At 62.4% G+C, this 21,235-nt stretch carries 19 protein-coding genes and 1 pseudogene; 4 read left to right on the top strand and 16 right to left on the bottom strand.

The window, feature by feature from the left end; all coding sequences use genetic code 11:
- Positions 1–16: 16 nt before the first annotated feature.
- The 4 genes and pseudogenes from THECO_RS11115 to THECO_RS11130 form a co-directional block, all read right to left on the bottom strand.
- The gene (locus tag THECO_RS11115; RefSeq protein WP_015255137.1) at positions 17–1,051 is read right to left on the bottom strand and encodes an efflux RND transporter periplasmic adaptor subunit; all 1,035 of its coding nucleotides are present in this window, start codon (positions 1,049–1,051) and stop codon (positions 17–19) included.
- Positions 1,023–1,766: an ABC transporter ATP-binding protein gene (locus THECO_RS11120; protein ID WP_408646034.1), complete on the bottom strand. Its 744-nt coding sequence runs from the start codon at positions 1,764–1,766 to the stop codon at positions 1,023–1,025. Before THECO_RS11120 ends, THECO_RS11115 begins: the two co-directional genes overlap by 29 nt.
- Positions 1,767–1,970: 204 nt before the next feature.
- A complete protein-coding gene (locus THECO_RS11125) occupies positions 1,971–2,942 on the bottom strand; it encodes a LacI family DNA-binding transcriptional regulator (protein ID WP_015255139.1) in 972 nt (323 codons plus the stop codon).
- Positions 2,943–2,977: 35 nt separating this feature from the next.
- Positions 2,978–4,463 (bottom strand): annotated as a pseudogene (locus THECO_RS11130) (GH36-type glycosyl hydrolase domain-containing protein); the annotation flags it as partial.
- Here THECO_RS11130 and THECO_RS11135 point away from each other — a divergent pair.
- From THECO_RS11135 to THECO_RS11145, 3 genes are all read left to right on the top strand, one after another.
- A complete protein-coding gene (locus tag THECO_RS11135; RefSeq protein ID WP_083883206.1) occupies positions 4,418–5,068 on the top strand; it encodes an extracellular solute-binding protein in 651 nt (216 codons plus the stop codon). The pseudogene THECO_RS11130 and the gene THECO_RS11135 sit on opposite strands and share 46 nt — an antisense overlap.
- A gap of 79 nt (positions 5,069–5,147) precedes the next feature.
- Positions 5,148–6,029, top strand: a complete 882-nt coding sequence (locus THECO_RS11140) for a carbohydrate ABC transporter permease (RefSeq protein ID WP_015255140.1) — start codon at positions 5,148–5,150, stop codon at positions 6,027–6,029.
- A gap of 9 nt (positions 6,030–6,038) precedes the next feature.
- Positions 6,039–6,806: a carbohydrate ABC transporter permease gene (locus THECO_RS11145; protein WP_041853886.1), complete on the top strand. Its 768-nt coding sequence runs from the start codon at positions 6,039–6,041 to the stop codon at positions 6,804–6,806.
- Between the two features lie 106 nt (positions 6,807–6,912).
- Here the strand turns inward: THECO_RS11145 and pyrE are convergent, their stop codons facing one another.
- From pyrE to lspA, 10 genes are all read right to left on the bottom strand, one after another.
- Complete coding sequence (gene pyrE / locus THECO_RS11150; RefSeq protein ID WP_015255142.1) at positions 6,913–7,575, bottom strand: orotate phosphoribosyltransferase; 663 nt, start codon at positions 7,573–7,575, stop codon at positions 6,913–6,915.
- On the bottom strand, positions 7,572–8,300 hold the full coding sequence (gene pyrF, locus THECO_RS11155) for an orotidine-5'-phosphate decarboxylase (RefSeq protein WP_015255143.1): 729 nt from the start codon (positions 8,298–8,300) through the stop codon (positions 7,572–7,574). Before pyrF ends, pyrE begins: the two co-directional genes overlap by 4 nt.
- Positions 8,301–8,325: 25 nt before the next feature.
- Positions 8,326–11,547: a carbamoyl-phosphate synthase large subunit gene (gene carB, locus THECO_RS11160; protein ID WP_015255144.1), complete on the bottom strand. Its 3,222-nt coding sequence runs from the start codon at positions 11,545–11,547 to the stop codon at positions 8,326–8,328.
- Positions 11,534–12,679, bottom strand: a complete 1,146-nt coding sequence (locus THECO_RS11165) for a carbamoyl phosphate synthase small subunit (RefSeq protein ID WP_015255145.1) — start codon at positions 12,677–12,679, stop codon at positions 11,534–11,536. The genes carB and THECO_RS11165 overlap by 14 nt, the downstream gene beginning before the upstream one ends.
- Positions 12,680–12,744: 65 nt before the next feature.
- The gene (locus tag THECO_RS11170) at positions 12,745–14,028 is read right to left on the bottom strand and encodes a dihydroorotase (RefSeq protein ID WP_015255146.1); all 1,284 of its coding nucleotides are present in this window, start codon (positions 14,026–14,028) and stop codon (positions 12,745–12,747) included.
- Between the two features lie 109 nt (positions 14,029–14,137).
- A complete protein-coding gene (locus THECO_RS11175) occupies positions 14,138–15,043 on the bottom strand; it encodes an aspartate carbamoyltransferase catalytic subunit (protein WP_015255147.1) in 906 nt (301 codons plus the stop codon).
- A complete protein-coding gene (pyrR, locus tag THECO_RS11180; protein WP_015255148.1) occupies positions 15,040–15,603 on the bottom strand; it encodes a bifunctional pyr operon transcriptional regulator/uracil phosphoribosyltransferase PyrR in 564 nt (187 codons plus the stop codon). Before pyrR ends, THECO_RS11175 begins: the two co-directional genes overlap by 4 nt.
- 289 nt (positions 15,604–15,892) lie before the next feature.
- On the bottom strand, positions 15,893–17,128 hold the full coding sequence (locus THECO_RS11185; RefSeq protein ID WP_015255149.1) for an LL-diaminopimelate aminotransferase: 1,236 nt from the start codon (positions 17,126–17,128) through the stop codon (positions 15,893–15,895).
- A 152-nt stretch (positions 17,129–17,280) separates the two neighbouring features.
- Entirely contained in the window at positions 17,281–18,234 is a 954-nt protein-coding gene (locus THECO_RS11190; RefSeq protein WP_015255150.1) for an RluA family pseudouridine synthase, read from the bottom strand.
- Positions 18,191–18,736: a signal peptidase II gene (lspA, locus tag THECO_RS11195; RefSeq protein WP_052835988.1), complete on the bottom strand. Its 546-nt coding sequence runs from the start codon at positions 18,734–18,736 to the stop codon at positions 18,191–18,193. The genes THECO_RS11190 and lspA overlap by 44 nt, the downstream gene beginning before the upstream one ends.
- Positions 18,737–18,966: 230 nt before the next feature.
- Here lspA and THECO_RS11200 point away from each other — a divergent pair, with 230 nt between their 5' ends.
- Positions 18,967–19,710 carry a TraR/DksA C4-type zinc finger protein gene (locus THECO_RS11200; protein ID WP_015255152.1) on the top strand — a complete coding sequence of 248 codons (744 nt, stop codon included), beginning with the start codon at positions 18,967–18,969 and terminating at the stop codon, positions 19,708–19,710.
- Between the two features lie 449 nt (positions 19,711–20,159).
- Here the strand turns inward: THECO_RS11200 and THECO_RS11205 are convergent, their stop codons facing one another.
- Both THECO_RS11205 and THECO_RS22300 read right to left on the bottom strand, forming a co-directional pair.
- Entirely contained in the window at positions 20,160–20,648 is a 489-nt protein-coding gene (locus tag THECO_RS11205; RefSeq protein WP_015255153.1) for a hypothetical protein, read from the bottom strand.
- 189 nt (positions 20,649–20,837) lie between these two features.
- On the bottom strand, positions 20,838–21,122 hold the full coding sequence (locus THECO_RS22300; protein WP_086010552.1) for a DUF5665 domain-containing protein: 285 nt from the start codon (positions 21,120–21,122) through the stop codon (positions 20,838–20,840).
- Between the last annotated feature and the right edge of the window lie 113 nt (positions 21,123–21,235).

The following is a 21,235-nucleotide window of genomic DNA, read 5'->3' on the forward strand; positions in this document are numbered from 1 at the left end:
CGTTCATCCGCGGCGTTTACTGGAGGATGAGCAGCATGCCCGGTTCCACGCCTTGCACGATTTCGTATTCCGTCGCATTCTCGATGCCGGTCTCGACATCGACTTCCCTGCGCCGTTCCCCGTCCAGAACCTGAACAAACGTTCTGCCGAAGTAGGTCCGCACGGCCCCCTTCGGCACCACGACGACATTGTCGCGGCGCGCGGCAACGATCTTGACGTCGGCAATGGAGCCGAACGACGCGTCTTCCGGCAGCTCGTCGAGCTCGATGTACAGCGTGCGCGCATATTCCTCGCGCAGCCGGTCGTCGTCCGTCGGCGGCGCCGTGGACGGCGTCTGCGTCACGGTGCCCGTATAGATCCGCCCCTTGTAAGTCACCTCCGCTTCCATCCCGATGCGGATATCGGCCAGCACCGGATTGGCCGCGGTCTGCAGCGCAAGCCGCATGCCGGCCGGGGAAGCCACCGCCGCGAGCACGCGGCCTCCGTCAACATAATCGCCGGGCTGCAGATCCGTCGCATAGGAGACGATGCCTTCCCGCTCGGCCTTGAGCACCGCGTTTTCCGCTTTCTCCTTCGTCTGGTCGAACTGCCGCCGCGCGATCTCGAATTCGATCCGGGCGATGTTCGCCTCGCGCTCGTTGCCGCTCTTGAGCGCCTCTTCGAAGGCAAGCTTCTTCTTCTCGTACTCGAGCTCGCGCTGCAGCAGTTCAATGTCGATGCCCTTGTTCTCCAGGGTGACGAGCAGATCGCCCCGCTTCACCTCCTGGCCGGCGCGGACATGGACGGTCTCGAGGACGCCGCCTTCCTTGAACTGATAGTATTGCACCTCGGTCGGCACGAACGTTCCGGATCCCGTCACCTGCCGGACAATGGTGCCCAGCGACGCTTCCACGGTCCGGATCTCGGCCTGCGCCGGCTTGACAAGCGGAGGCTTGAGCGGTTCGGGATCTTTCGGCAGCAGGCTGCATCCGCCGAGCGCCGCGCCGGCCGCCAGCAGGCCCGCGAGCGCCGCCGGACGAAGTTTAGCCCCCGTTGACGCGTTCCAGTTCAACTCTACCATCCTCCAGTGCGTAAACGTCGTCGACCATTTCCATGATGTTCGGGTCGTGGGTCGTCAGCACAATCGTCACGCCTTCGTTCCTGACCAGTTCGCGGAATACGCCGATGACCTGCCGGCCCATGCGCGAATCCAGTTCGGCGGTCGGTTCGTCGGCCAGGATCAGTCTCGGCTTGTGCGCGATGGCGCGCGCGATCGCCGTCCGCTGCTGTTCGCCGCCCGACAGTTCCTGCGGCATATGGTGCATCCGGCCGGCCAGGCCGACGAACTTGAGCGCTTCTTCCGCCCGCTTGCGCCTTTCGGCCGCCGGTACTTCCGCGATGCGCAGTCCGAACTCGACGTTCTCGAACGCGGTCATGTACGGCACGAGGGCGAACGACTGGAAAATGAGGCCGATCTCGCGCTTGCGCAGTTCGTTCTTCTCCCGTTCCGACATGCGGCCGGCATCCCTGCCGCCGTAGAGGACGGTCCCTTCGGTCGGCGTATCCAGCGCGGCCATGATATTGAGAAGCGTCGTTTTGCCCGAGCCGGAACGGCCTTTCAGCGCGACCAGCCGGCCTTCGCCGACGGCAAGCGATGCACCGCGCAGCGCATACACCCGGTTGCCGCCCTTTCCGAACACCCGCGTGACGCCGCGGGCTTCAAGCAGCGGCCCCCGGGCCTGTTCCGCTTCGTTCAAGCCGATCCACTCCTTCGTCATGGTCACCATTTCATCAAAACTGCTTCTCCGGTCATCAGTCGGTTCCCGTGATGCATGCGCTTACATAACTATCATAACAAATTGCCTGCCATAAGCAAATGAAAAACAGATTTGTTCAAGTTTTGTTATGATAACGTTATGTTGTTTGCGTTATTGTCATGCCATCGGCGGGTTCCCTGCTCGAGCAAATCAAGAATGGCAGTCTCCGAATCTTCATCGATTCGAGAGACTGCCCACGGATTCGCCCGGGATCAGTTTGACGTATATCCTTTCGTGTTCCACGCTTTTGCCGCTCAGCATTTTCAGCAGCTGCTCGGATGCCAGGGCGCCCCATTTCCGCTTCGAATAATCGATGGTCGCGAGCCGGGGGCTGATGTATTCCGCAAGCTCGATGTTGTCAAATCCGATAATGTGGATGTGGCGCCCGATCACCAAATCGGTTTTGCGAAAAAACATATACAACCCTACGGCCATCTCGTCATTGAGGCAAAACACCGCCGTCGGTTCTTCGTACTCTTGAAAAATCCGTTCCGCCGCCAGCTCGCCGGACTCCTTCGTGAACCGCCCTTCGACTTCCTTCACGTCCAGCTCATGCCGCTCGGCGAACTGCCGGACGGCCTTCAGCCGCTGATTCGAGTCGTAAGACGCCTTCGGTCCGGTGACGACATAGATCCGGCGATGGCCGTTCTCCCACAGATACTCCATAGCCAGCGTCGCCCCCGCCTTGTTGTCCAGAAAGACGTGATTGATGTTCGGGTGATCGAGTTCCCGGTCCAGTACGACGATCTTTTTTCCCATTTCCGCATATTTCAGCAGCTCTTTGTCCGAGAACGTCGCGTCGAGCACGATTGCGCCGTCGATTGTCCGCTCCGGCAGAAACCGGTGGGACCGCTTGCCGCTGCAGACGATCAGATCGTACCCCTTCTGGTTGAGAACCTCTTTCACGCCTTGCAGCAAATCGCCGTAGAAGGCGCCGCCGAAATCGGTCAGATAGAGCCCGATCACCTTCGTCTCCCGCGTTTTGAGCGTTCTGGCGGCCGCATTGGGCACATATTTCAGCTCTTCGGCGACCGCCAGAATTTTTTGCCGGGTCTCCTCCGTCACCTTCGGGCTGCCGTTGAGCGCGTAGGATACGGTGGAGATGGAAACCCCCGCTTTTTTGGCAATGTCTTTTATGCTCACCAAGGCTTTTGCACTCCTTGTTCATCCGCCTCCGTGAATCAGATGAAAATCTCGACCCTGTTCCTTTCATTCGATCGGGCTTTGGCAAATTCCTCCTTGGCGATGCGAAGGCCGCCTTCACGGTACATCCCGGCGATCGGCAGCGCGGGCACTTCGCGGCCGTTGACGACCACCCGGCGGCTGCCCGATTTCAGATGGTAGACGAACCGGACCGGCGTCTCCATCCAGACGAAATCAAACTCAAGTCCGTCCAGATGGCCGGGCAGCACCGGATCGATCACCAGATCGCCCATCACCTGCCGAATGCCCAGGCAGTTCGCAATCAGTTGATTGAGATAGATGCCGGGGCCGCTGGAGTAGATCCGCCATCCGCCCTTCACCGCCGCCCGGCCGGTGCGCAGCTCCTCGAACCGCCGCTCGGCTTCGTAGCGGGTGTTGAACTTTCCGTCGGAGCTGCTGAAGTACACGTTGCTTTGCCGAAGTTCCGCATTCGGCACGGCGCTTTGCAGGCCGACCGGATTGATCTTCAGCAGGCCGCTCCACGCTTCCTCCGCATACCCCAGCTTCGCCATGGCCTCGACGAACCGGATGTGCGCATGCACATACTGCAGCCCGATTTCCCGGCCGAAGTTCGCCGCCTGCTCGGCTCTTTTGAAATGTTTGCTGTTGCCGCCGTCATAATTCGCCGGGCGGTCCATCAGCCGCACGCCGTCCGGGTGGTACAGCTTTTCTTTGATGATCCCGTAATGGGACTCCGCTTGCTCGCGGGTGAAGAGCTCCGAAATGATGCTTTGCTGCATCGGCAGCAGGCGGTACCGGATGCCGGTTTTCCGGTCTGTCGGATGCAGCATCAGTTCCGCTTCATCCGGCCGCTCCATATAAATGAAGCCGGGCACGACGTCCGTCCGCATGAGCACGCGATGGAAATCTTCGCGGATGCCGTCCGCCAGGGCGGCGAGCTCCTCCGCCCATTCCCGCTCGTCCGCCGGCAGTCCCTCCGACAGTTGACGGATCGCCTGATAGGTGAGCGCCACCGTCCAGCTGCTGACCATGTACCGTTTTGAGCTGCCGGTTCGCCGGCTGCAGCGTGTCGTCCCAGTCGCCGTCGCCGTAAGAGGACAGGCGCGTCCCGTGCAGGAAATGACGATGCAGATGTCCGACCGCTTTGCGGACATGGTCCCGGATCGAAACTTTCCCCTCGGTGAACACGAACGTCCCCCGCACGGTGTACGGAACCCGATCGTCCAGAATCGAGGCATCGCCCGTCGCGAGCAGGTAGTCGCCGAGCACCTTCAGCGGCCAGACGATGATGTCGCCGTGGCTTTCCTCCTGCTGGATCGGCGCATACCGGTCGAACATGAACCATTGCGGCCAGTCGCCATCGTCTTCGTACTGGTGGGAGAAGACGATTTTCAAGATGTCCCGCACCACGCATCTCCGGCGTTTCTTCGCCGCGTACCGCGAGGCGGAATCCGCGCATGACGGACGACAGAAATTCCCGGTACCGCTCCGCCTCCCGTTCCAGGCTGCGCTGCAAGCCGCTGTTCAACCAGCCGGAATTCAAGGAAGCCGTCGAATATTTGAAAGGCTTCTTCGATGACGGCTCCGCTCCGCTGGACCTCGGCCTCGATACGGTTCAGGCGTTTGCGGGCGAAGGCATCGTGCCGATGTTCATCAGCGGTCCGTGGATGATCAACGCGATCCAGTCGCAGGCGCCGGATCTGGAAGGCAAATGGGCGGTCGCCCCGCTTCCGGCGAAGGAGAACAACCTGTCCGTTCTCGGCGGATCGAACCTGGCGGTCTTCGAATACACGAAACATCCGGAAGAAGAGCTGGCGTTCATCCAGTACATGAGCAAGAAGGAAACGCAAATGAAGTGGAACGAGCTCACCAAGTCGCTGCCGGCCAACATTGCGGCATGGGACGCTCCGCTGCTCAAGGAAGATCCGAAATATCAGGCGATCCAGGAGCAGCTCCGTCATTCGGAGCATATGCCGATGATCGTCCAATGGGAGAAAATCGCGCAAACGTACCTGGATTCGTTCGAGCGGATCGTCCGCGCCAATGCCGACATCCAGGCGGAGCTGGATGCGTTCAACGCGAAAGCCGAGCAAATCTTGAGCGAATAAGCGTGGACCGCGGCCTGCCGGCAACCGCATACAGCCGGCAGGCTTTCTCTTATACGTTCGGCAAAGGAAGTGCTCACGCATGAAAATTTTTACACCGAGAAGCGCACCTTACTTCTTCATTACTCCGGCTCTGATTCTGCTCTTTCTGTTCTCGCTGCTGCCGATCCTGATCGCGCTCCTTATCAGCTTCACCGACATGGATCTGGCGGGACTCGCGGATTATGCCAATATCCATTTTGTCGGACTGGCCAACTACACGGAAATTCTGCGGGACGGCTCATTTCTGAAAGCGATCGGCAACACGCTCTTTTACGTCGTGTTCGGCGTACCGTTCGTTATTCTGTTCTCCCTGGCGATCGCGCTGCTCATCAACTTCGGCAAATCCCGCGTGTTCGATATTTTCCGCGCCGCGTTCTACATGCCGTCTGTCACGAACGTGGTGGCGGTAGCCGTTGTGTGGAGCTATTTGTACAACCCGTCGCTGGGCTTGTTCAACACCGTGTTGAACTTCTTCGGCCTGCCCGATGTCCGCTGGCTGCAAGATCCGGTGATGGCCAAAATCTCGCTGATCATTCTTGCGCTGTGGCGGGCCATCGGCCTGAATATGCTGATCTTCCTCGCCGCGATCAAGGGCATTCCGAAATCGTACTACGAAGCGGCCCAGCTCGACGGCGCCGGGACGTGGAAGCAAATCCGGCACATCACCGTGCCGCTGCTCCGGTTTGCGATTTTCTTCGTCTCGGTCACGACGCTGATCGGCTGGCTGCAGTTCTTCGAGGAACCGTTCGTCATGACCGACGGCGGCCCGCTGGAAGGCACGATGTCCGTCGCGCTGTTCGTCTACAAGAACGGCTTCCAATTCAGTGAATTCGGATATGCGGCTGCCGGTTCCTTCATCCTGTTCTTCGCCATCATCACGCTGACGCTGCTGCAGTTCAGGCTGCAGCGCAAGGAAGACTGAAATCGGGGGATGGGTGCCATGACGATAAAACAGAAAACGATGCAATGGCTCGCAGGCATTTTGCTTACCGTCGGAGGGTTTCTGATGGTGCTGCCGTTCCTGTGGATGATCCTCTCCGCCTTCAAGCCGGAACCGGAATTTGCCCGCTTCCCCCCGACGCTGTGGCCGGAGACGTTCACCCTGGAGCACTATGTCGAACTGTTCGAGCGGATGAACTTCGGCGTTTATCTGCGGAACACGCTCATCATCGTGTTCTTCTCCTTCCTCGGGATGCTGCTCAACGCCATGGCCGGGTACGGGTTCGCGAAGTACAAATTCAAAGGCAGGGAGCCGCTGTTTTACCTCGTGCTCGCCACGCTGATGATTCCGGGCCAGGTGACGATGATCCCGGTTTACCTCATCCTGAACAAAATGGGGCTGACGAATACGATGACCGGCATCGTGCTCCCGTCGCTGGTCGGCGCATTCGCGATCTTCCTGTTCCGGCAGTTCATGTCGACGATTCCGGACGAATTGCTGGAAGCGACGCGGCTGGACGGAGCGGGCGAGTTCCGCATCTTCCTGCAGATCGTGCTTCCGATTTCCGTCTCGGTGCTTGCCGTGCAGGGCATTCTGACGTTCATTGCCGGATGGAACAGCTTCCTCTGGCCGCTCATCATCGCCAACGATGCCAAATATTACACGCTTTCCGCCGTCATGGTCGTGCCGATCATCATCGTCTTCCTGCTGTTCCAACGGTACATCATGGACAACTACACCATCTCGGGCATAAAATAAGGCCTTCTATCAGCGATTCTCCCCGACACGGCCGCCGCCCTCCCGATAGCGAAAAAACCCCAGCGCCTGAAGCGCCGGGCTTTTCGCGTTTATGCCGTGTTATGCGTTATGCGAATCGTCTGCTGTAGCCTTCCGGATCGTTCTTCCAGCCGCGGAGCAGCGCGGCGTCTTCCTCCGTGATGCTTCCCGCTTCCAGCGCCGCTTCCAGCAGCACGCTGTAGGACGACAGCGTCTGAAGCGGAATGCCCTGTTCGGCGAACGCGGCTTCCGCCTGCGGGAACTCGTACGTGAATATCGCGATCGTGCCGAGCACCTCGCAGCCGGCGTCGCGCACGGCCACGGCCGCCCGCAGCGAGCTGCCGCCGGTCGACACGAGGTCTTCGATCAGCACGACTTTCTGGCCGGGCCGGAATGCGCCCTCGATCTGATTCGTCTTGCCGTGGCCTTTGGCCTTGTCCCGCACGTAGAGCATCGGCAGTCCGAGCCGCTCCGCCGTCCATGCGGCGTGCGGAATGCCGCCCGTCGCGATGCCGGCGACCGCTTCGCATTCGGGATACCGTTCCCGGATGATCGAGGCGAATCCGTCCGCGATCAGGCCGCGCACCTCGGGATAGGACATCGTCAGCCGGTTGTCGCAATAGATCGGCGACTTCAGGCCCGACGACCAGGTGAACGGATCGTTCGGGCGAAGCTCAACCGCGTGGATTGCCAGCAGCCGGCGGGCGATTTCACGGGACAGCTCCGCGCCGTTGGCCGTTTGTCGGGTCATCCGTGCGTCAACTCCCTCACAATGGATTCGAACGCTTCCCGCGGATCGGGCGCCGCCGTGATCGGCCGGCCGATGACGAGGAAGTCCGCTCCCGCGTCCAGCGCTTCCCGCGGCGTCATGATCCGCTCCTGGTCATCGGCCGAAGCGGATGCCGGCCGGATGCCGGGCGTGACGGCGAGAAACCCGCCGCCGCACGCCGCTTTCACCGCGCGCACTTCCCGGGCGGACGCGACGACGCCGTCCAGCCCGGCCCGCCGCGCCAGCCGCGCGTAGCGGACGACCGCTTCTTCCGCCGTGCCCGGAATGCCGATCTCGTCGTTCAGCACCGCCTGGCTCGTGCTCGTCAGCTGCGTCACCGCGATGACCCGCGGCCGCGGCCGGCCGCCCGAGGCGGCTTCGGCGCCTTCCAGCGCCGCTTCCATCATCCGGACGCCGCCCGCCGCGTGAACGTTGAACAGGTCGACGCCGAGCCGCGTCACGCTGGCCGCGCCGCCCTTCACCGTATTCGGGATATCGTGCATCTTCACGTCGAGGAAGACGCGGTACCCCCGGTCTTTCAGTCCGGCGACGAACGCCGGGCCGGCCGCGTAGAACAGCTCCATGCCGACCTTCAGCCAGCAGGGGATGCCTTCAAGCGCCCGGATCAGCGATTCCGCGGCGGCTTCATCCGGGCGGTCCAGCGCCACCATGATGCGCCCTGCCGCTTCTTCCCGCGTCAATGTCAAGCGTACCGCCTCCCGTTCGGACGTGTTACTGCTGCTGAAGCACCGGCATCGGCCGGGATGCGAAACTGAGAGCCTGCAGCATTTCCAGCAGCGCCCGCACCGTGTCGAGCGACGTCAAGCAGACGACGCCGTTCTCGACCGCTTCGCGCCGGATGCGGAAGCCGTCGCGTTCGGGCGTGCGGCCTTTCGTCAGCGTGTTCACGACGAACTGCGCCTTGCCGCTGCGGATCAGGTCGAGAATGTTCGGCGACCCTTCGCTCAGCTTGTTCACCCGCGTCACGTACAGGCCGGCGCGCTCCAGCGCATCGGCGGTGCCGCCCGTCGCGATGATGCTGTAGCCGAGATCGTAGAAGCCGCGCAGGATGCCGACCGCTTCTTCCTTGTCCTTGTCGGCGACCGTTGCGATGATCGAACCGGTCGGCGGAATGCGCATGCCTGCACCGATCAGCCCTTTGTACAGCGCCTTCGCATACAGCTCGTCGCGGCCCATCACTTCGCCCGTCGATTTCATCTCCGGCGTCAGTGTCGGGTCGACGCGCCGCAGCTTGGCGAAAGAGAACACCGGCACCTTCACCGAGACGTGCTTGTCTTCCGGCCAGAGCCCTTCCTTGTAGCCGAGATCGGCCAGCTTCTTGCCGAGGATCGCCTGCGTCGCCAGATTCGCCATCGGCACGTTCGTCACCTTGCTGAGGAAAGGCACCGTCCGCGACGAGCGCGGATTGACTTCGATGACGTACACCTGATCCTGGTGAATGACGAACTGGATGTTGATCATGCCGACTACCTTCAGTTCCTTGGCGATCCGGATCGTGATGTCGACGATCTGCTGTTTCACATCCTCCGACAGCGACTGCGGCGGATAGACCGCGATCGAGTCGCCCGAGTGGACGCCGGCCCGCTCGACGTGTTCCATGATGCCGGGAATGAGCACCGTCTCGCCGTCGCTGATCGCATCGACTTCCGCTTCCTTGCCCTGCATGTACCGGTCGATCAGCACCGGGTGCTCCGGATTGATCTTGACGGCCTGCTCCATGTAGCCGAGCAGCTCCTCGTCGGAGTAGACAATCTCCATCGCCCGGCCGCCGAGCACGTAGGATGGGCGGACGAGCACCGGATAGCCGAGGCTGCGCGCCGTCTCGACCGCTTCCTCGACCGACGTGACCGTGCTGCCCTTCGGCTGGGCGATGTTCAGCCGGCGGAGCAGCGCCTCGAATTTCTTGCGGTCTTCCGCCTGGTCGATGCTTTCGAGATCCGAGCCGAGGATGCGCACGCCGGCCTTGGCCAGCGGCGCGGCCAGATTGATTGCCGTCTGTCCGCCGAACTGGACGATGACGCCGACCGGCTGCTCCTGCTCGATGACGTTCATGACGTCCTCGAAGAACAGCGGTTCGAAGTAGAGCCGGTCGGACGTCGAGAAGTCGGTCGACACCGTCTCCGGATTGTTGTTGATGATGACCGCTTCATACCCGGCCTTGCGGATCGCCCAGACCGCGTGGACGGTCGAATAGTCGAACTCGATGCCTTGGCCGATCCGGATCGGGCCGGAGCCGAGTACGACGACCTTCGGCTTGTCCGTCTGCACCGTCTCGTTCTCGGTCTCGTAGGTCGAGTAGTAGTACGGCGTCGTCGCTTCGAATTCGGCCGCGCACGTGTCGACCATTTTGTACACCGGCTTGATGTCGAGCTCGAGCCTGAACGCCCGGACCGCGGCCTCGTCGGCGTGCGGATCGGACGGGTTCGCCTCGCGCCTGAGCTCCGCGATCGACCGGTCGGCGAAGCCGAGCCGCTTCGCTTCGTACAGCGTCTCCTTGGTCAATTTCGGTTCGGACTTGATCCGCTGCTCGAACGCGACGATGCCTTCGATCTTGTCCAGGAACCACCAGTCGATCTTCGTCAGGTCCTGGATGTCCTGCAGCTTCCAGCCGCGGCGGAACGCTTCGGCCACGAGGAAGATGCGCTCGTCGTCCGGCGTGATGAGCCGCTTGCGCAGCGTCTCGTCGTCGATCGACTCGACGCCTTTCAGATGGAAGCGGTGAGCGCCGATCTCGAGCGAGCGGATCGCCTTGTGCATCGATTCCTCGAACGTGCGGCCGATCGCCATCACTTCGCCGGTCGCCTTCATCTGCGTGCCGAGCTTCCGGTTGGCGGTGGTGAATTTGTCGAACGGCCAGCGCGGAATTTTCGTCACGATGTAGTCGATCGTCGGCTCGAACATTGCGTACGTCTGGCCCGTCACCGGGTTGATGATCTCGTCGAGCGTGTAGCCGACCGCGATCTTCGCCGCCATCTTGGCGATCGGATAGCCGGTCGCCTTCGACGCGAGCGCCGACGAGCGGCTGACCCGCGGGTTGACCTCGATAACATAATATTGGTAGCTGTAAGGATCAAGCGCGAACTGCACGTTGCAGCCGCCTTCGATCTTGAGCGCGCGGATGATGCTGAGCGCCGCCGAGCGCAGCATCTGGTACTCGCGGTCGGACAGCGTCTGGCTCGGCGCCACGACGATGCTGTCGCCGGTATGGACGCCGACCGGGTCGACGTTCTCCATGTTGCAGACAACGATGCAGTTGTCGTTCGAGTCGCGCATGACCTCGTATTCGATCTCTTTCATGCCGGCGATGCTCTTCTCGATGAGGCACTGGCCGATCGGGCTGTAGCGGATGCCCGCCGCGACCGTCTCTCGCAGCTCCTCCTCGCTTACGCAGATGCCGCCGCCGGTACCGCCGAGCGTGTAGGCCGGACGGACGATGATCGGGTAGCCGATGTTGTTCGCGAACTCGATCGCTTCCTCGACGCTGGTCACGATCGTGCTCTCGGGAACCGGCTGGTTCAATTCGCGCATCAGTTCGCGGAACAGTTCGCGGTCTTCCGCTTTCTCGATCGACGACAGCTGCGTGCCGAGAAGTTTCACGCCTTCGCGCTCCAGCACGCCCGCGCGCGCCAGCTCGACCGCCATGTTGAGCCCGGTCTGCCCGCCGAGCGTCGGCAGGAGGCCGTCCGGGCGCTCCCGGCGGATCACCTGCGTGACGAAATCGAGCGTGATCGGTTCGATGTACACCTTGTCGGCCATGTTCGTGTCCGTCATGATCGTGGCCGGGTTGCTGTTGATCAGGACGACTTCATAGCCTTCTTCCCTGAGCGCCTGGCAAGCCTGCGTGCCGGCGTAGTCGAATTCCGCTGCCTGGCCGATGACGATCGGACCGGAGCCGATGACGAGAATTTTTTTCAGATCGTTATTTCTGGGCATGCAGCAGTTCTCCTTTCAGCGTCTCCGCCAGATGGATCTGACGCGGCTTGCGCGGGTTCAGGCGCTTGTGCTCGCGGATCATGGCGAGGAAGTCGTCGAACAGATAGCTCGAATCGAACGGTCCCGGCGACGCCTCCGGATGGTACTGGACGGAGAAAGCCGGATATTTCGTATGGCGGAGGCCTTCAATCGTCTTGTCGTTGTTGTTGATGTGCGTAATTTCGAGGCCGGTGCCGGCGATGGAGTCTTCGCGCACGGTGTAACCGTGGTTTTGCGACGTGATGTAGCAGCGGCCGTTTACGAGATCCTTCACCGGATGGTTGCCCCCGCGGTGGCCGAACTTCAGCTTCTCCGTGTCGGCGCCGCAGGCGAGCGCCAGCAGCTGATGGCCGAGACAGATGCCGAAGATCGGATATTCGCCGAGCAGCTCGCGGATCGTCTTCACCGCGACGCCGACATCCTTCGGGTCGCCCGGTCCGTTCGAGAGTTGAATGCCGTCCGGATTGAGACGGCGGATCTGTTCGGCCGTCGTGTCGTACGGCACGACCATGACGTCGCAGCCGCGCCGGGTCAGCTCGCGCAGGATGCCGCTCTTCGCGCCGAAGTCCATCAGCACGATCCGTTCCCCGCCGCCCGGCACATTGATGAAGCTCTTCGTCGACGTGCGCGCCACCTGATCGCGCATGAGCGGCGTCGCCTGAAGGCGTTCCATCAGCTCTTCGACGCTTTCATTGCCGGTGGTGATGATCCCCTTCATCGTGCCGTGATGACGGATGATGCGCGTCAGCATCCGGGTGTCCACTTCGGAGATGCCCGGAATGCCCGCTTCCTTCAGCAAGACGTCGAGCGGAGTCTCGGCGCGCCAGTTGCTCGGAACCGGCTCATGCCGGCGCACGACGAGGCCGTGGACGTAGGGGACGATGCTTTCGAAGTCGTTGCGCGTGACGCCGTAATTGCCGATGAGCGGATAGGTCATCGTCACGATTTGCCCGCAATAGGACGGGTCGGACAATACTTCCTGATAACCGGTGATGCCGGTATTGAACACCACTTCGCCGATGACGGCCCCTTCCGCCCCGAACGAGCGGCCGGTGAACAGCGTGCCGTCCTCCAACAACAATCTTGCCTGCATCCGTATCACTCCCTGAATGACGTATATGTAATCCGTTCGCCTGAGCCGTCAGTTCGCCCGAGCCGTCAGTCCGCCTGCCAGACCGTGCGGCCGGCGACGATCGTGCGGACCGGCCAGCCCGAAAGGCGCCGTCCGGTAAGCGGCGTGTTGCGGCTCTTCGACAGAAACTTCGCCGGATCGACCGTCTGCTCGCTGTCCAGATCAATCAGCGTCAGATCGGCGGGCGCGCCGGCTTCCAGCCGGCCGGCCTTCAGGCCGAACACCCGTGCCGGGTCGCTCGTCATCCGGCGAAGCAGGAAGCCGAGGCTCCATCTGCCGGTCTTGACAAACGTCGTGTAGAGCAGCGGGAACGCCGTCTCGAATCCGACGATGCCGAACGGCGCGAGATCGACGCCCTTCGCCTTCTCCTCTTCGGCATGCGGCGCATGGTCGGTGACGATGATGTCGATCGTGCCGTCCTCCAGCGCCTCGATGACCGCCTGCACGTCGCGGGGCGTCCGGAGCGGCGGGTTCATTTTCCAGTTCGGGTCCATGCCGGGGATGTCCTCGTCCGACAGCACCAGATGGTGCGGGCACACTTCCGCGGTCACGCGGACGCCGACCGACTTCGCCAGCCGGATGAGCCGCACCGACTGCTCCGTGCTGACGTGGCAGACGTGGTAGTGCGCGCCGGTCGCTTCCGCCAGAAGCACGTCCCGTCCGACGTGAATTGCCTCGGACTCGTTCGGGATGCCTTTCAGGCCGTGCTTGCGGCTGAACGCGCCCTCGGTCACCCAGGCGCCCTGCACAAGCGAGTCGTCCTCGCAGTGCGCGATGATCGGCAGGCCCAGCTCACGGGCGCGAACCATCGCTTCCTTCATCATCTGCGCGTTCTGCACGCCGACGCCGTCGTCCGAGAACCCGATCGCGCCCGCTTCCTTCAGCGCGGCGAAATCGGTCAGCTCGCGGCCGAGCTCGTTCTTCGTGATCGCGGCGATCGGCAGCACGTTGACGACGCCTTCGCGGGCCGCCTTGTCCAGGATGTACCGCACCGTCTCCGGCGTGTCCGTGACGGGGCGGGTGTTCGGCATGCAGGCGATCGTGGTGAAACCGCCGCGCGCGGCCGAACGCGTGCCGCTGGCGATGTCCTCCTTGTGCGTGAAGCCCGGATCGCGCAGATGGACATGCATGTCGATAAAGCCGGCCGACACGAGCAGGCCGGAGGCGTCGATCGTTTCGGCGCCGGCCGTGTCCGGCTCGCCGCCCCGCTCGATCGCGGTGATCGTCCCGTTCTCGACGCGGATGTGGGCCGTCACGAGATCGCCGGCTTCATCGTCCCAGATTTTGCCGTTCACAATCCATAACGTCATGGCTTTCGATCGCTCTCCTTTCGCTTGTGCGCACGGCCTTGTTCCGGACGCGCGCGGCCGGCTGCTCCGCGCCGCTTGTATCCGTCCTCGTCCGCAATGGTGTCCGTCTCTATCCGCGCAGCGCCCGCTCGATGACGGCCATGCGGATCGGCACGCCGTTGGCCATCTGCTGGAAAATGCGCGACTGCGGATGCTCGACCAGTTCGTCGTCGATCTCGACGCCGCGGTTGACCGGCGCCGGGTGCATGATGATCGCGTGCCCCTTGATTCTTGCGGCGCGCTCGACCGTAAGGCCGTAGTGCTCCCGGTAATCTTCCGCCGACTTGATCATGCCGGACTCGTGCCGCTCGAGCTGAACACGCAGCATCATGATGACGTCCGCGCCGAGCGCCTCGTCCACCGTCACATACGGCGCGTCAAGCTCCGGCGCCTCGAGGTTCGGCGGCGCGCAGAAGACCACGTCCGCGCCGCATTTCCTGAGCGCCCAGAGGTTGGAACGCGCCACCCGGCTGTGCAGGATGTCGCCGATGATCGCGACGCGCAAGCCTTTGAGCGAGCCGAAATGTTTCCGCATCGTGTACAGATCGAGCAGCGCCTGGGTCGGATGCTCGTTGTTGCCGTCTCCGGCGTTGATGAGCGGCACATTGACGCGGGAGGCGATCTCCGACAGCACGCCGATCGGCTTCAGCCGGATGATCCCGGCGTCGATGCCGATCGACTCGAGCGTGCGAACCGTGTCGTAGATCGACTCGCCCTTGTTCACGCTCGAGACGGCAGCCGAGAAATTGAGCACCTGCGCGCCGAGCCGTTTCGCCGCCATTTCGAACGAAAACCGCGTGCGCGTGCTGTTCTCGAAAAACATGTTCGCCACGATCGCGTCGGGCACGGCGTTGTGGATCTTCTTTCCTCTGGACTCCCAGTACTGCGCCCGGTCGAGAATCGATTCGATCTCCTCCGCGGACAGATCTTTCACGCCGAGCAGGCTGCGCTGCCTCAGTTTCGCTGCCGTCGTCATCGCGTGCGCCTCCCTGATCCGTAAATGGCCACCATATCCGAGCCGTCCACTTCCTTGAGCGATACGCCGATCGATTCGGAGCGCGCCGTCGGCACGTTCTTGCCGACATAGTCCGGGCGGATCGGCAGTTCGCGGTGGCCGCGGTCGACCAGCACCGCAAGCTGGATCGAACGCGGACGTCCGACATCCATGATCGCGTCCATCGCCGCCCGGATCGTCCGGCCCGTGAACAGCACGTCATCGAACAGGATGACGTGCTTGTCCCGGATCTCCGCCGGATCGATGCCGGCGCAGGCCGGCGCCTCGGCCTGTCCCGCGCCGTCCCGGTCGTCGCGGTACGACGTGATATCGAGATCGAACGCGAGCACCGGCTTGCCTTCGATCTCGGCCACCCGCTCCGCCACCCGCCGTGCCAGGTAGACGCCGCGGGTGCGAATGCCGGCGAACACGCAGCCGTCTATGCCTTTGTTTTTCTCCAGAATTTCATGCGCGATGCGCGTAAGCGCCCGCCGGATGCCGGTCTCGTCCATGATGACGTGTCGAATGTCGTCCAATGCCATCACCTCCGCCTGATTGAACCCACAAAAAAACTCCTTGCGAAAAGCCGCAAGGAGTCAGGCCGCACCACACCACGACCCTCGGCGCGCGCACGGGTAGCGCCGCCGTCAGGCCTGTGCCTGTCCGATATGCCGTTACCTTGTCAGCCTCACGGGACTGAATTAAAGGTTCAACCATTCATTAGCAGCATTATGACACTTTGGTCCACGGAAGTCAATAGCCGGATCCGACAAAAAGCGGGAAGGCATGACCGCACGTGTTCCCGTGCACCGCTGCTTTCCCGCTTGCCCGTCACCAGCCGAGCCTCGTGATCCGCTCGACCGCGCGCTCTGTATTTTCCCGGCTACCGAAGGCCGTCAGCCGGAAGTAACCTTGTCCGGCCTGTCCGAAACCGACGCCCGGCGTGCCGACGATGTGCGCTTCCCGGAGCAATTTGTCGAAGAATGCCCACGAGTCGATCCCGTCCGGCGTCTTCAGCCAGATGTACGGCGCGTTGACGCCGCCGTAAGCTTCGATGCCGACTGCTTTCAGTCCGTCGAGGATCAGCTTTGCGTTCGCCATGTAGTAGTCGACCAGCGCGGCGATCTGCGCCTTCCCTTCCGGCGTATAGAGCGCCGCCGCTCCCCGCTGCGTCACGTAGGAGACGCCGTTGAACTTCGTCGTATGCCTGCGGTTCCAGAGGTCGGCGAGGACAATATCGTTCCCGTCCGCATCCTTCGCCTTGAGCTCCCGCGGCACCACCGTGTACGCGCAGCGCACACCGGTGAAACCGGCCGTCTTCGAGAAGCTGCGGAACTCGATCGCCACTTCCCGCGCGTCTTCAATCTCGTAGATGCTGTGCGGCACACCTTCTTCCCGGATGTACGCTTCATACGCCGAGTCGTACAGGATGACGCTGCCGTTTTGCTTCGCGTAATCGACCCACAGCTTCAGCTCGTCCCGCGTCAGCGTCATGCCCGTGGGGTTGTTCGGGTAACAAAGATAGATCAGGTCGACCTTCCGTTCGGGCAGCGCCGGCTTGAATCCGTTCTCCCGACTGCAGGTCAGGTACACGATGCCTTGATACCGGTTCGTCTCCCTGTCGTAAGCGCCGGCCCGGCCCGCCATGACGTTCGTGTCCACATAAACCGGATAGACCGGATCCTGCACCGCGACGACGGCGTCCTGGCTGAAAATCTCCTGGATGTTGCCCACGTCGCACTTCGACCCGTCGCTGACGAACACCTCATCCGGACGGATGTCGATGCCGCGCGCCTGATAATCGTGGCGGGCGATCGCCTCCCGCAGGAAATCGTAGCCCTGTTCGGGACCGTAGCCGCGGAACGTGTCCGCCTTCGTCAGATCGTCGACTGCGGCGCGCATCGCGCCGGCCGCCGCTTCGGGCAGCGGGCGCGTTACATCGCCGATGCCGAGGCTGATGATGTCCGCGTTCGGATGCTCCTTCAGGAATGCCGCGCGCCTGCGGGCAATTTCCGAGAACAGATAGCTGCCTTGCAGATCTTTGTAATGGGGATTGATCCTGGCCATGGGCTCATCACCTTTCAAGCGGGCCGCATCCTAACGCGCATACTGCGCGCGGCCCCGGCTTATGCTGTCTATCAGCATAACGCCCAGAGGCGAGGATCGTAATGGAATAATCCCTCTAAAATTTGCACTCATGCGGCAATGCGCCGAACCGCCTACCTGTTTCTCAGCATATCCAGAATGCGCTGAAAATCATCGGGAATCGGCGATTCGAAACGCAGCGCCTCGCCCGTGCGGGGATGGACGAAACCGAGCACGACGGCGTGCAGCGCCTGCCCGTCCAGCGGCAAGGTCTTCGCCCGGCCGTAGACGGGATCGCCGGCCAGCGGATGGCCGATATACTTCATGTGGACGCGGATCTGGTGCGTGCGCCCCGTCTCGAGCTGAAGCCGGACCAGCGTGTAGTCGCCGAACCGCTCCAGCACCGCGAAATGCGTCACGGACGGCTTGCCGCCGGCCGTGACGGCGAATTTCTTGCGATCGTGCGGATCGCGGCCGATCGGCGCGTCGATCGTTCCCTGATCGTGCGGCAGATTGCCGTGCACGAGCGCGATGTACGCCCGCTCGACCGTGTGCGCCTTGAGCTGTTCCGACAGCGACACGTGCGCCAGATCGTTCTTCGCGGCCATCAGCAGGCCGGACGTGTCCTTGTCGATCCGGTGGACGATGCCCGGCCGCAGCCTTCCGTTGATGCCGGAGAGATCCCGGCAATGATGGAGCAGCGCGTTGACCAGCGTCCCCGATGCATGACCGTGCGCCGGGTGGACGACCATGCCGCGCGGCTTGTCGACGACGATGACGTCGCCGTCTTCATAGACGACATGGAGCGGGATCGGCTCCGGCCGGATGTCCGCATCCTCGGGCTCCGGCGGCGTCACGGCGACGACATCGCCCGGCTCCAGCCGGTAATTCGGTTTGACCGTCGCGCCGTTCACGGTGACGGCGCCCGTGCGGATCCATTCCTGCACCTGCGTGCGCGAGACGCCTTCCTCCGCGGATTCGGCGACGAACTTGTCAAGCCGCTCGCCCGCCTCCGCTTCCGTCACGACCCACTCCTGGGTCCATTCATCGTGCGGGTTCGTCTGCTTCTGTTCCGCTTGTGATGTCATGGGTCTTTCCGTTTTCGTCTCCTTCCAGGCTGCCGGCGGCTTTGTCCCGTTCCCTGCGGATATCCAGCACCGCGTCGAGCAGAATGAGGCCGACGCCGATGACGATGCCCATGTCCGCTACGTTGAAGATGGGGAACGTGTAGCTGCCGAAATTGAACTGCAGGAAATCGATCACATGGCCGTACAGCAACCGGTCGATGAAATTGCCGAGCGCCCCGCCGAGCACCAGGCCGAACGCCGTCAGCAGCAGCGGCCTGCCGGTTCGCCAGTTCCGCTCGATATACCAGACAATCCCGATGACGACAACGATCGTAATCAGGATGAACAGCGTCTGGGCGCCCGGCAGCATGCTGAAGGCCGCCCCGTCGTTCAACACGTGCGTAATGAGGAAAAATTGCCCGATGACGCTGATCTGTTCATACAAGGCCACATTCGCGTCGATAATCTGCTTCGTCAGTTGATCCAACAGAAAAACGACAGCCGCAACGGCATAATAGCGCAAATGCTTCAACTTTCGCGTCCCTCCGCCCCAAAGATCGAAAATGCTCTCCCGGCAAGCCCTGTAATGTGCGTGTCCCAATCATTGTATCACAACTGCGCCGGCCCGCTCCACATCCGGATCAGGAAGAAAAAACCTGAGCTGTCACGCGTTACAATCCCCCGTTCATAGTAAAAACGGTCCGCCGCGCACAAGCTACGACCGACTGCTACGCGATGAAGGGAGCTGACCGCATGAAGGCGTTGGACGGCAGCCGTTTGACGGCGCTGAGACAGAAGCTTGAAGCGGAAGCCGGTGAGCTGGAAGAGCGGCTGAGGGAAAGCGGCAGCCGCGGCCTCGAAGAGGAAGCGCGCGGCAATACCGGCGAATTGTCCATGATCGACAACCATCCGGCCGACATCGCATCCGAGACGTTCGAACGGGGCAAAGATCTCGCGCTGCTCGAGAACGACGAGCTGAGACTGCAGCGGATCCGTGCGGCCTTGCGGGCGATGGACGACGGCACCTACGGCGTCTGCCGGACATGCGGCGGGCCGATTCCGCCGGAACGCCTCGAAGCCGTGCCGGAGACGCTGTATTGCGTCCGCCACACGCCGCAGCGGATCGAGTCGGAACGACGCCCGGTCGAGGAAGAACGCATGGAGCGCCCGTTCGGGCGGACCAGCCTTGACGGAGAAAACTCGTGGACCGGCTTCGACGGCGAGGACGCCTGGCAGATCGTCGAATCGTACGGCACGTCGGATTCTCCGGCGCTTGCGGAGGACCCGGAGGCGGATTACGAGAAGTTCACGATCGAAGCGGAAGAGCGGGAAGGATTCGTCGAGCCGATCGAAAGTTTTCTGGCCACCGACATTACGGGCCGGCATGTCACGGTGGTCCGAGGGCGCTCGTATGAAGATTATCTGGAGCGGGGCGAAGGCGAGCCGCTGCTGGAACCGGAACCGGTGGTCGACATCCGGTTGGACGGGGATGCCTGAGAGGGGTTTTGCGGCGGGCGTTCAACCGGAGTTCGTTATCGAAACTGAGCGTCGTTATTTGGCGCCATTGGCCTCGATTGAAATTGAAGCGGCAACGAAACTGAGCGTTCTTATTTGCCTGTTCAAAGTGATTCTTGGCCCGATCCGGCGCGAATAACGTGTCTCGGTTTCGTTTCATTTCCGGAACACCATGCTTTGCGAAAAATAAGGTGTGTCAGTCTCGTTACGTTCCCCGTCGGACCATCCTGGCGGATTCTCGCGCGATTAACGGCACAGTGTGCCGTTAATCGGCCCCGGCACCGCGTGCGGGCGGCCAATAACGGCACGAAATGCCGTTATTGGCCTCCGTCAGGCCGACCTTGCGGCTTCTTGCCGCCTTTAACGGCACGTCGTGCCGTTAATTTGCCCCGGCACCGCATGCGGGCGGCCAATAACGGCACGAAACGCCGTTATTGGCCTTCGCCGAACGGCTCCCTCGGGGCAGGCCGCCCGTTCTCGCCTTTCTCCGCCTCACGCGTCCGTCTGGCCATGACCAGCACCAGCGCAATCGCAACCAGCACGAACAACACGTTGCCGAACCATGCGATCCGGTCTTCGGGCCAGAGCAGCCAGGTCACGAAGAACCCCAGCCAGGCGCAGGTGAGCAGCGTGCCGGACACGAGCGCCTGCCGGTGCCGGACGTTCCACCAGGGGCTACGCGCCATGCGCCGCACGACATACCAAGCCGCAACGAGCAGAAACACGCCGCCGATCAATCCCGTCCAGCTTTTCTCCGGACGGGCAACGAACCCGCCGGACGCAAGAAAGGCACCCAGTCCGATCAACCAGGGGCGCACCCCGTTGCCGGCGGCGGGGACGTCGGCCCCGGCTCCGACCGAAGCCGGGGCCGGTTCCGTAGCGCCGCCCCGCCCGACGGCAAAAGCCGCGGCGATCAGCAATCCCGCGACGACAGCCGCGCCGGCAAGCTGCCAAGGCTCCGCCAGAAACCTGTACTCCGCGTAAATGAACGAAAATACGGTGACGCACCCGATCCCGTACAGGACGGCGGCCGCCGCCCGCCATGTTTCCCCACCACTCTCTCTGACTTGAGGCCTATTTCACCATCATAGGGTGTTTTCCAACAATTGTCAATATGTTCTCCCCTCCAGCTGCCGCTGCACGATGCGCACGATATCCGCGATGTAGTCCCCGATGATCGGCAGATTGAGCTTGCCGAGCATTTGCAGCACATACAGAATCGTTGCGGCGAAGAACGTGAAGCCGATCGCGATGCCGATGCCCCGCGCCGTCCCGGCGACCAGATTGCGCCAGATAAGCGACAGCGGACGGTTGAGCAAATCGACGTATTCCGAGATCTTCGCCCGCTCCAGCCTGACCGACAGCCGGTCCAACTCCCGGGCCAACAGCTCCATCCGATGTTCCCGTTCACCGGGTTCCGCCCGCCCGGACTGTCCGTCGGCCTGTTCGATCCATTTATCCGACCGCGGCAACCGATCCGCCGCCTGCCCGGACCGTTCATCCTCCT

It is taken from the genome of Thermobacillus composti KWC4, from assembly GCF_000227705.2.
GTDB classification, from domain to species: domain Bacteria; phylum Bacillota; class Bacilli; order Paenibacillales; family Paenibacillaceae; genus Thermobacillus; species Thermobacillus xylanilyticus.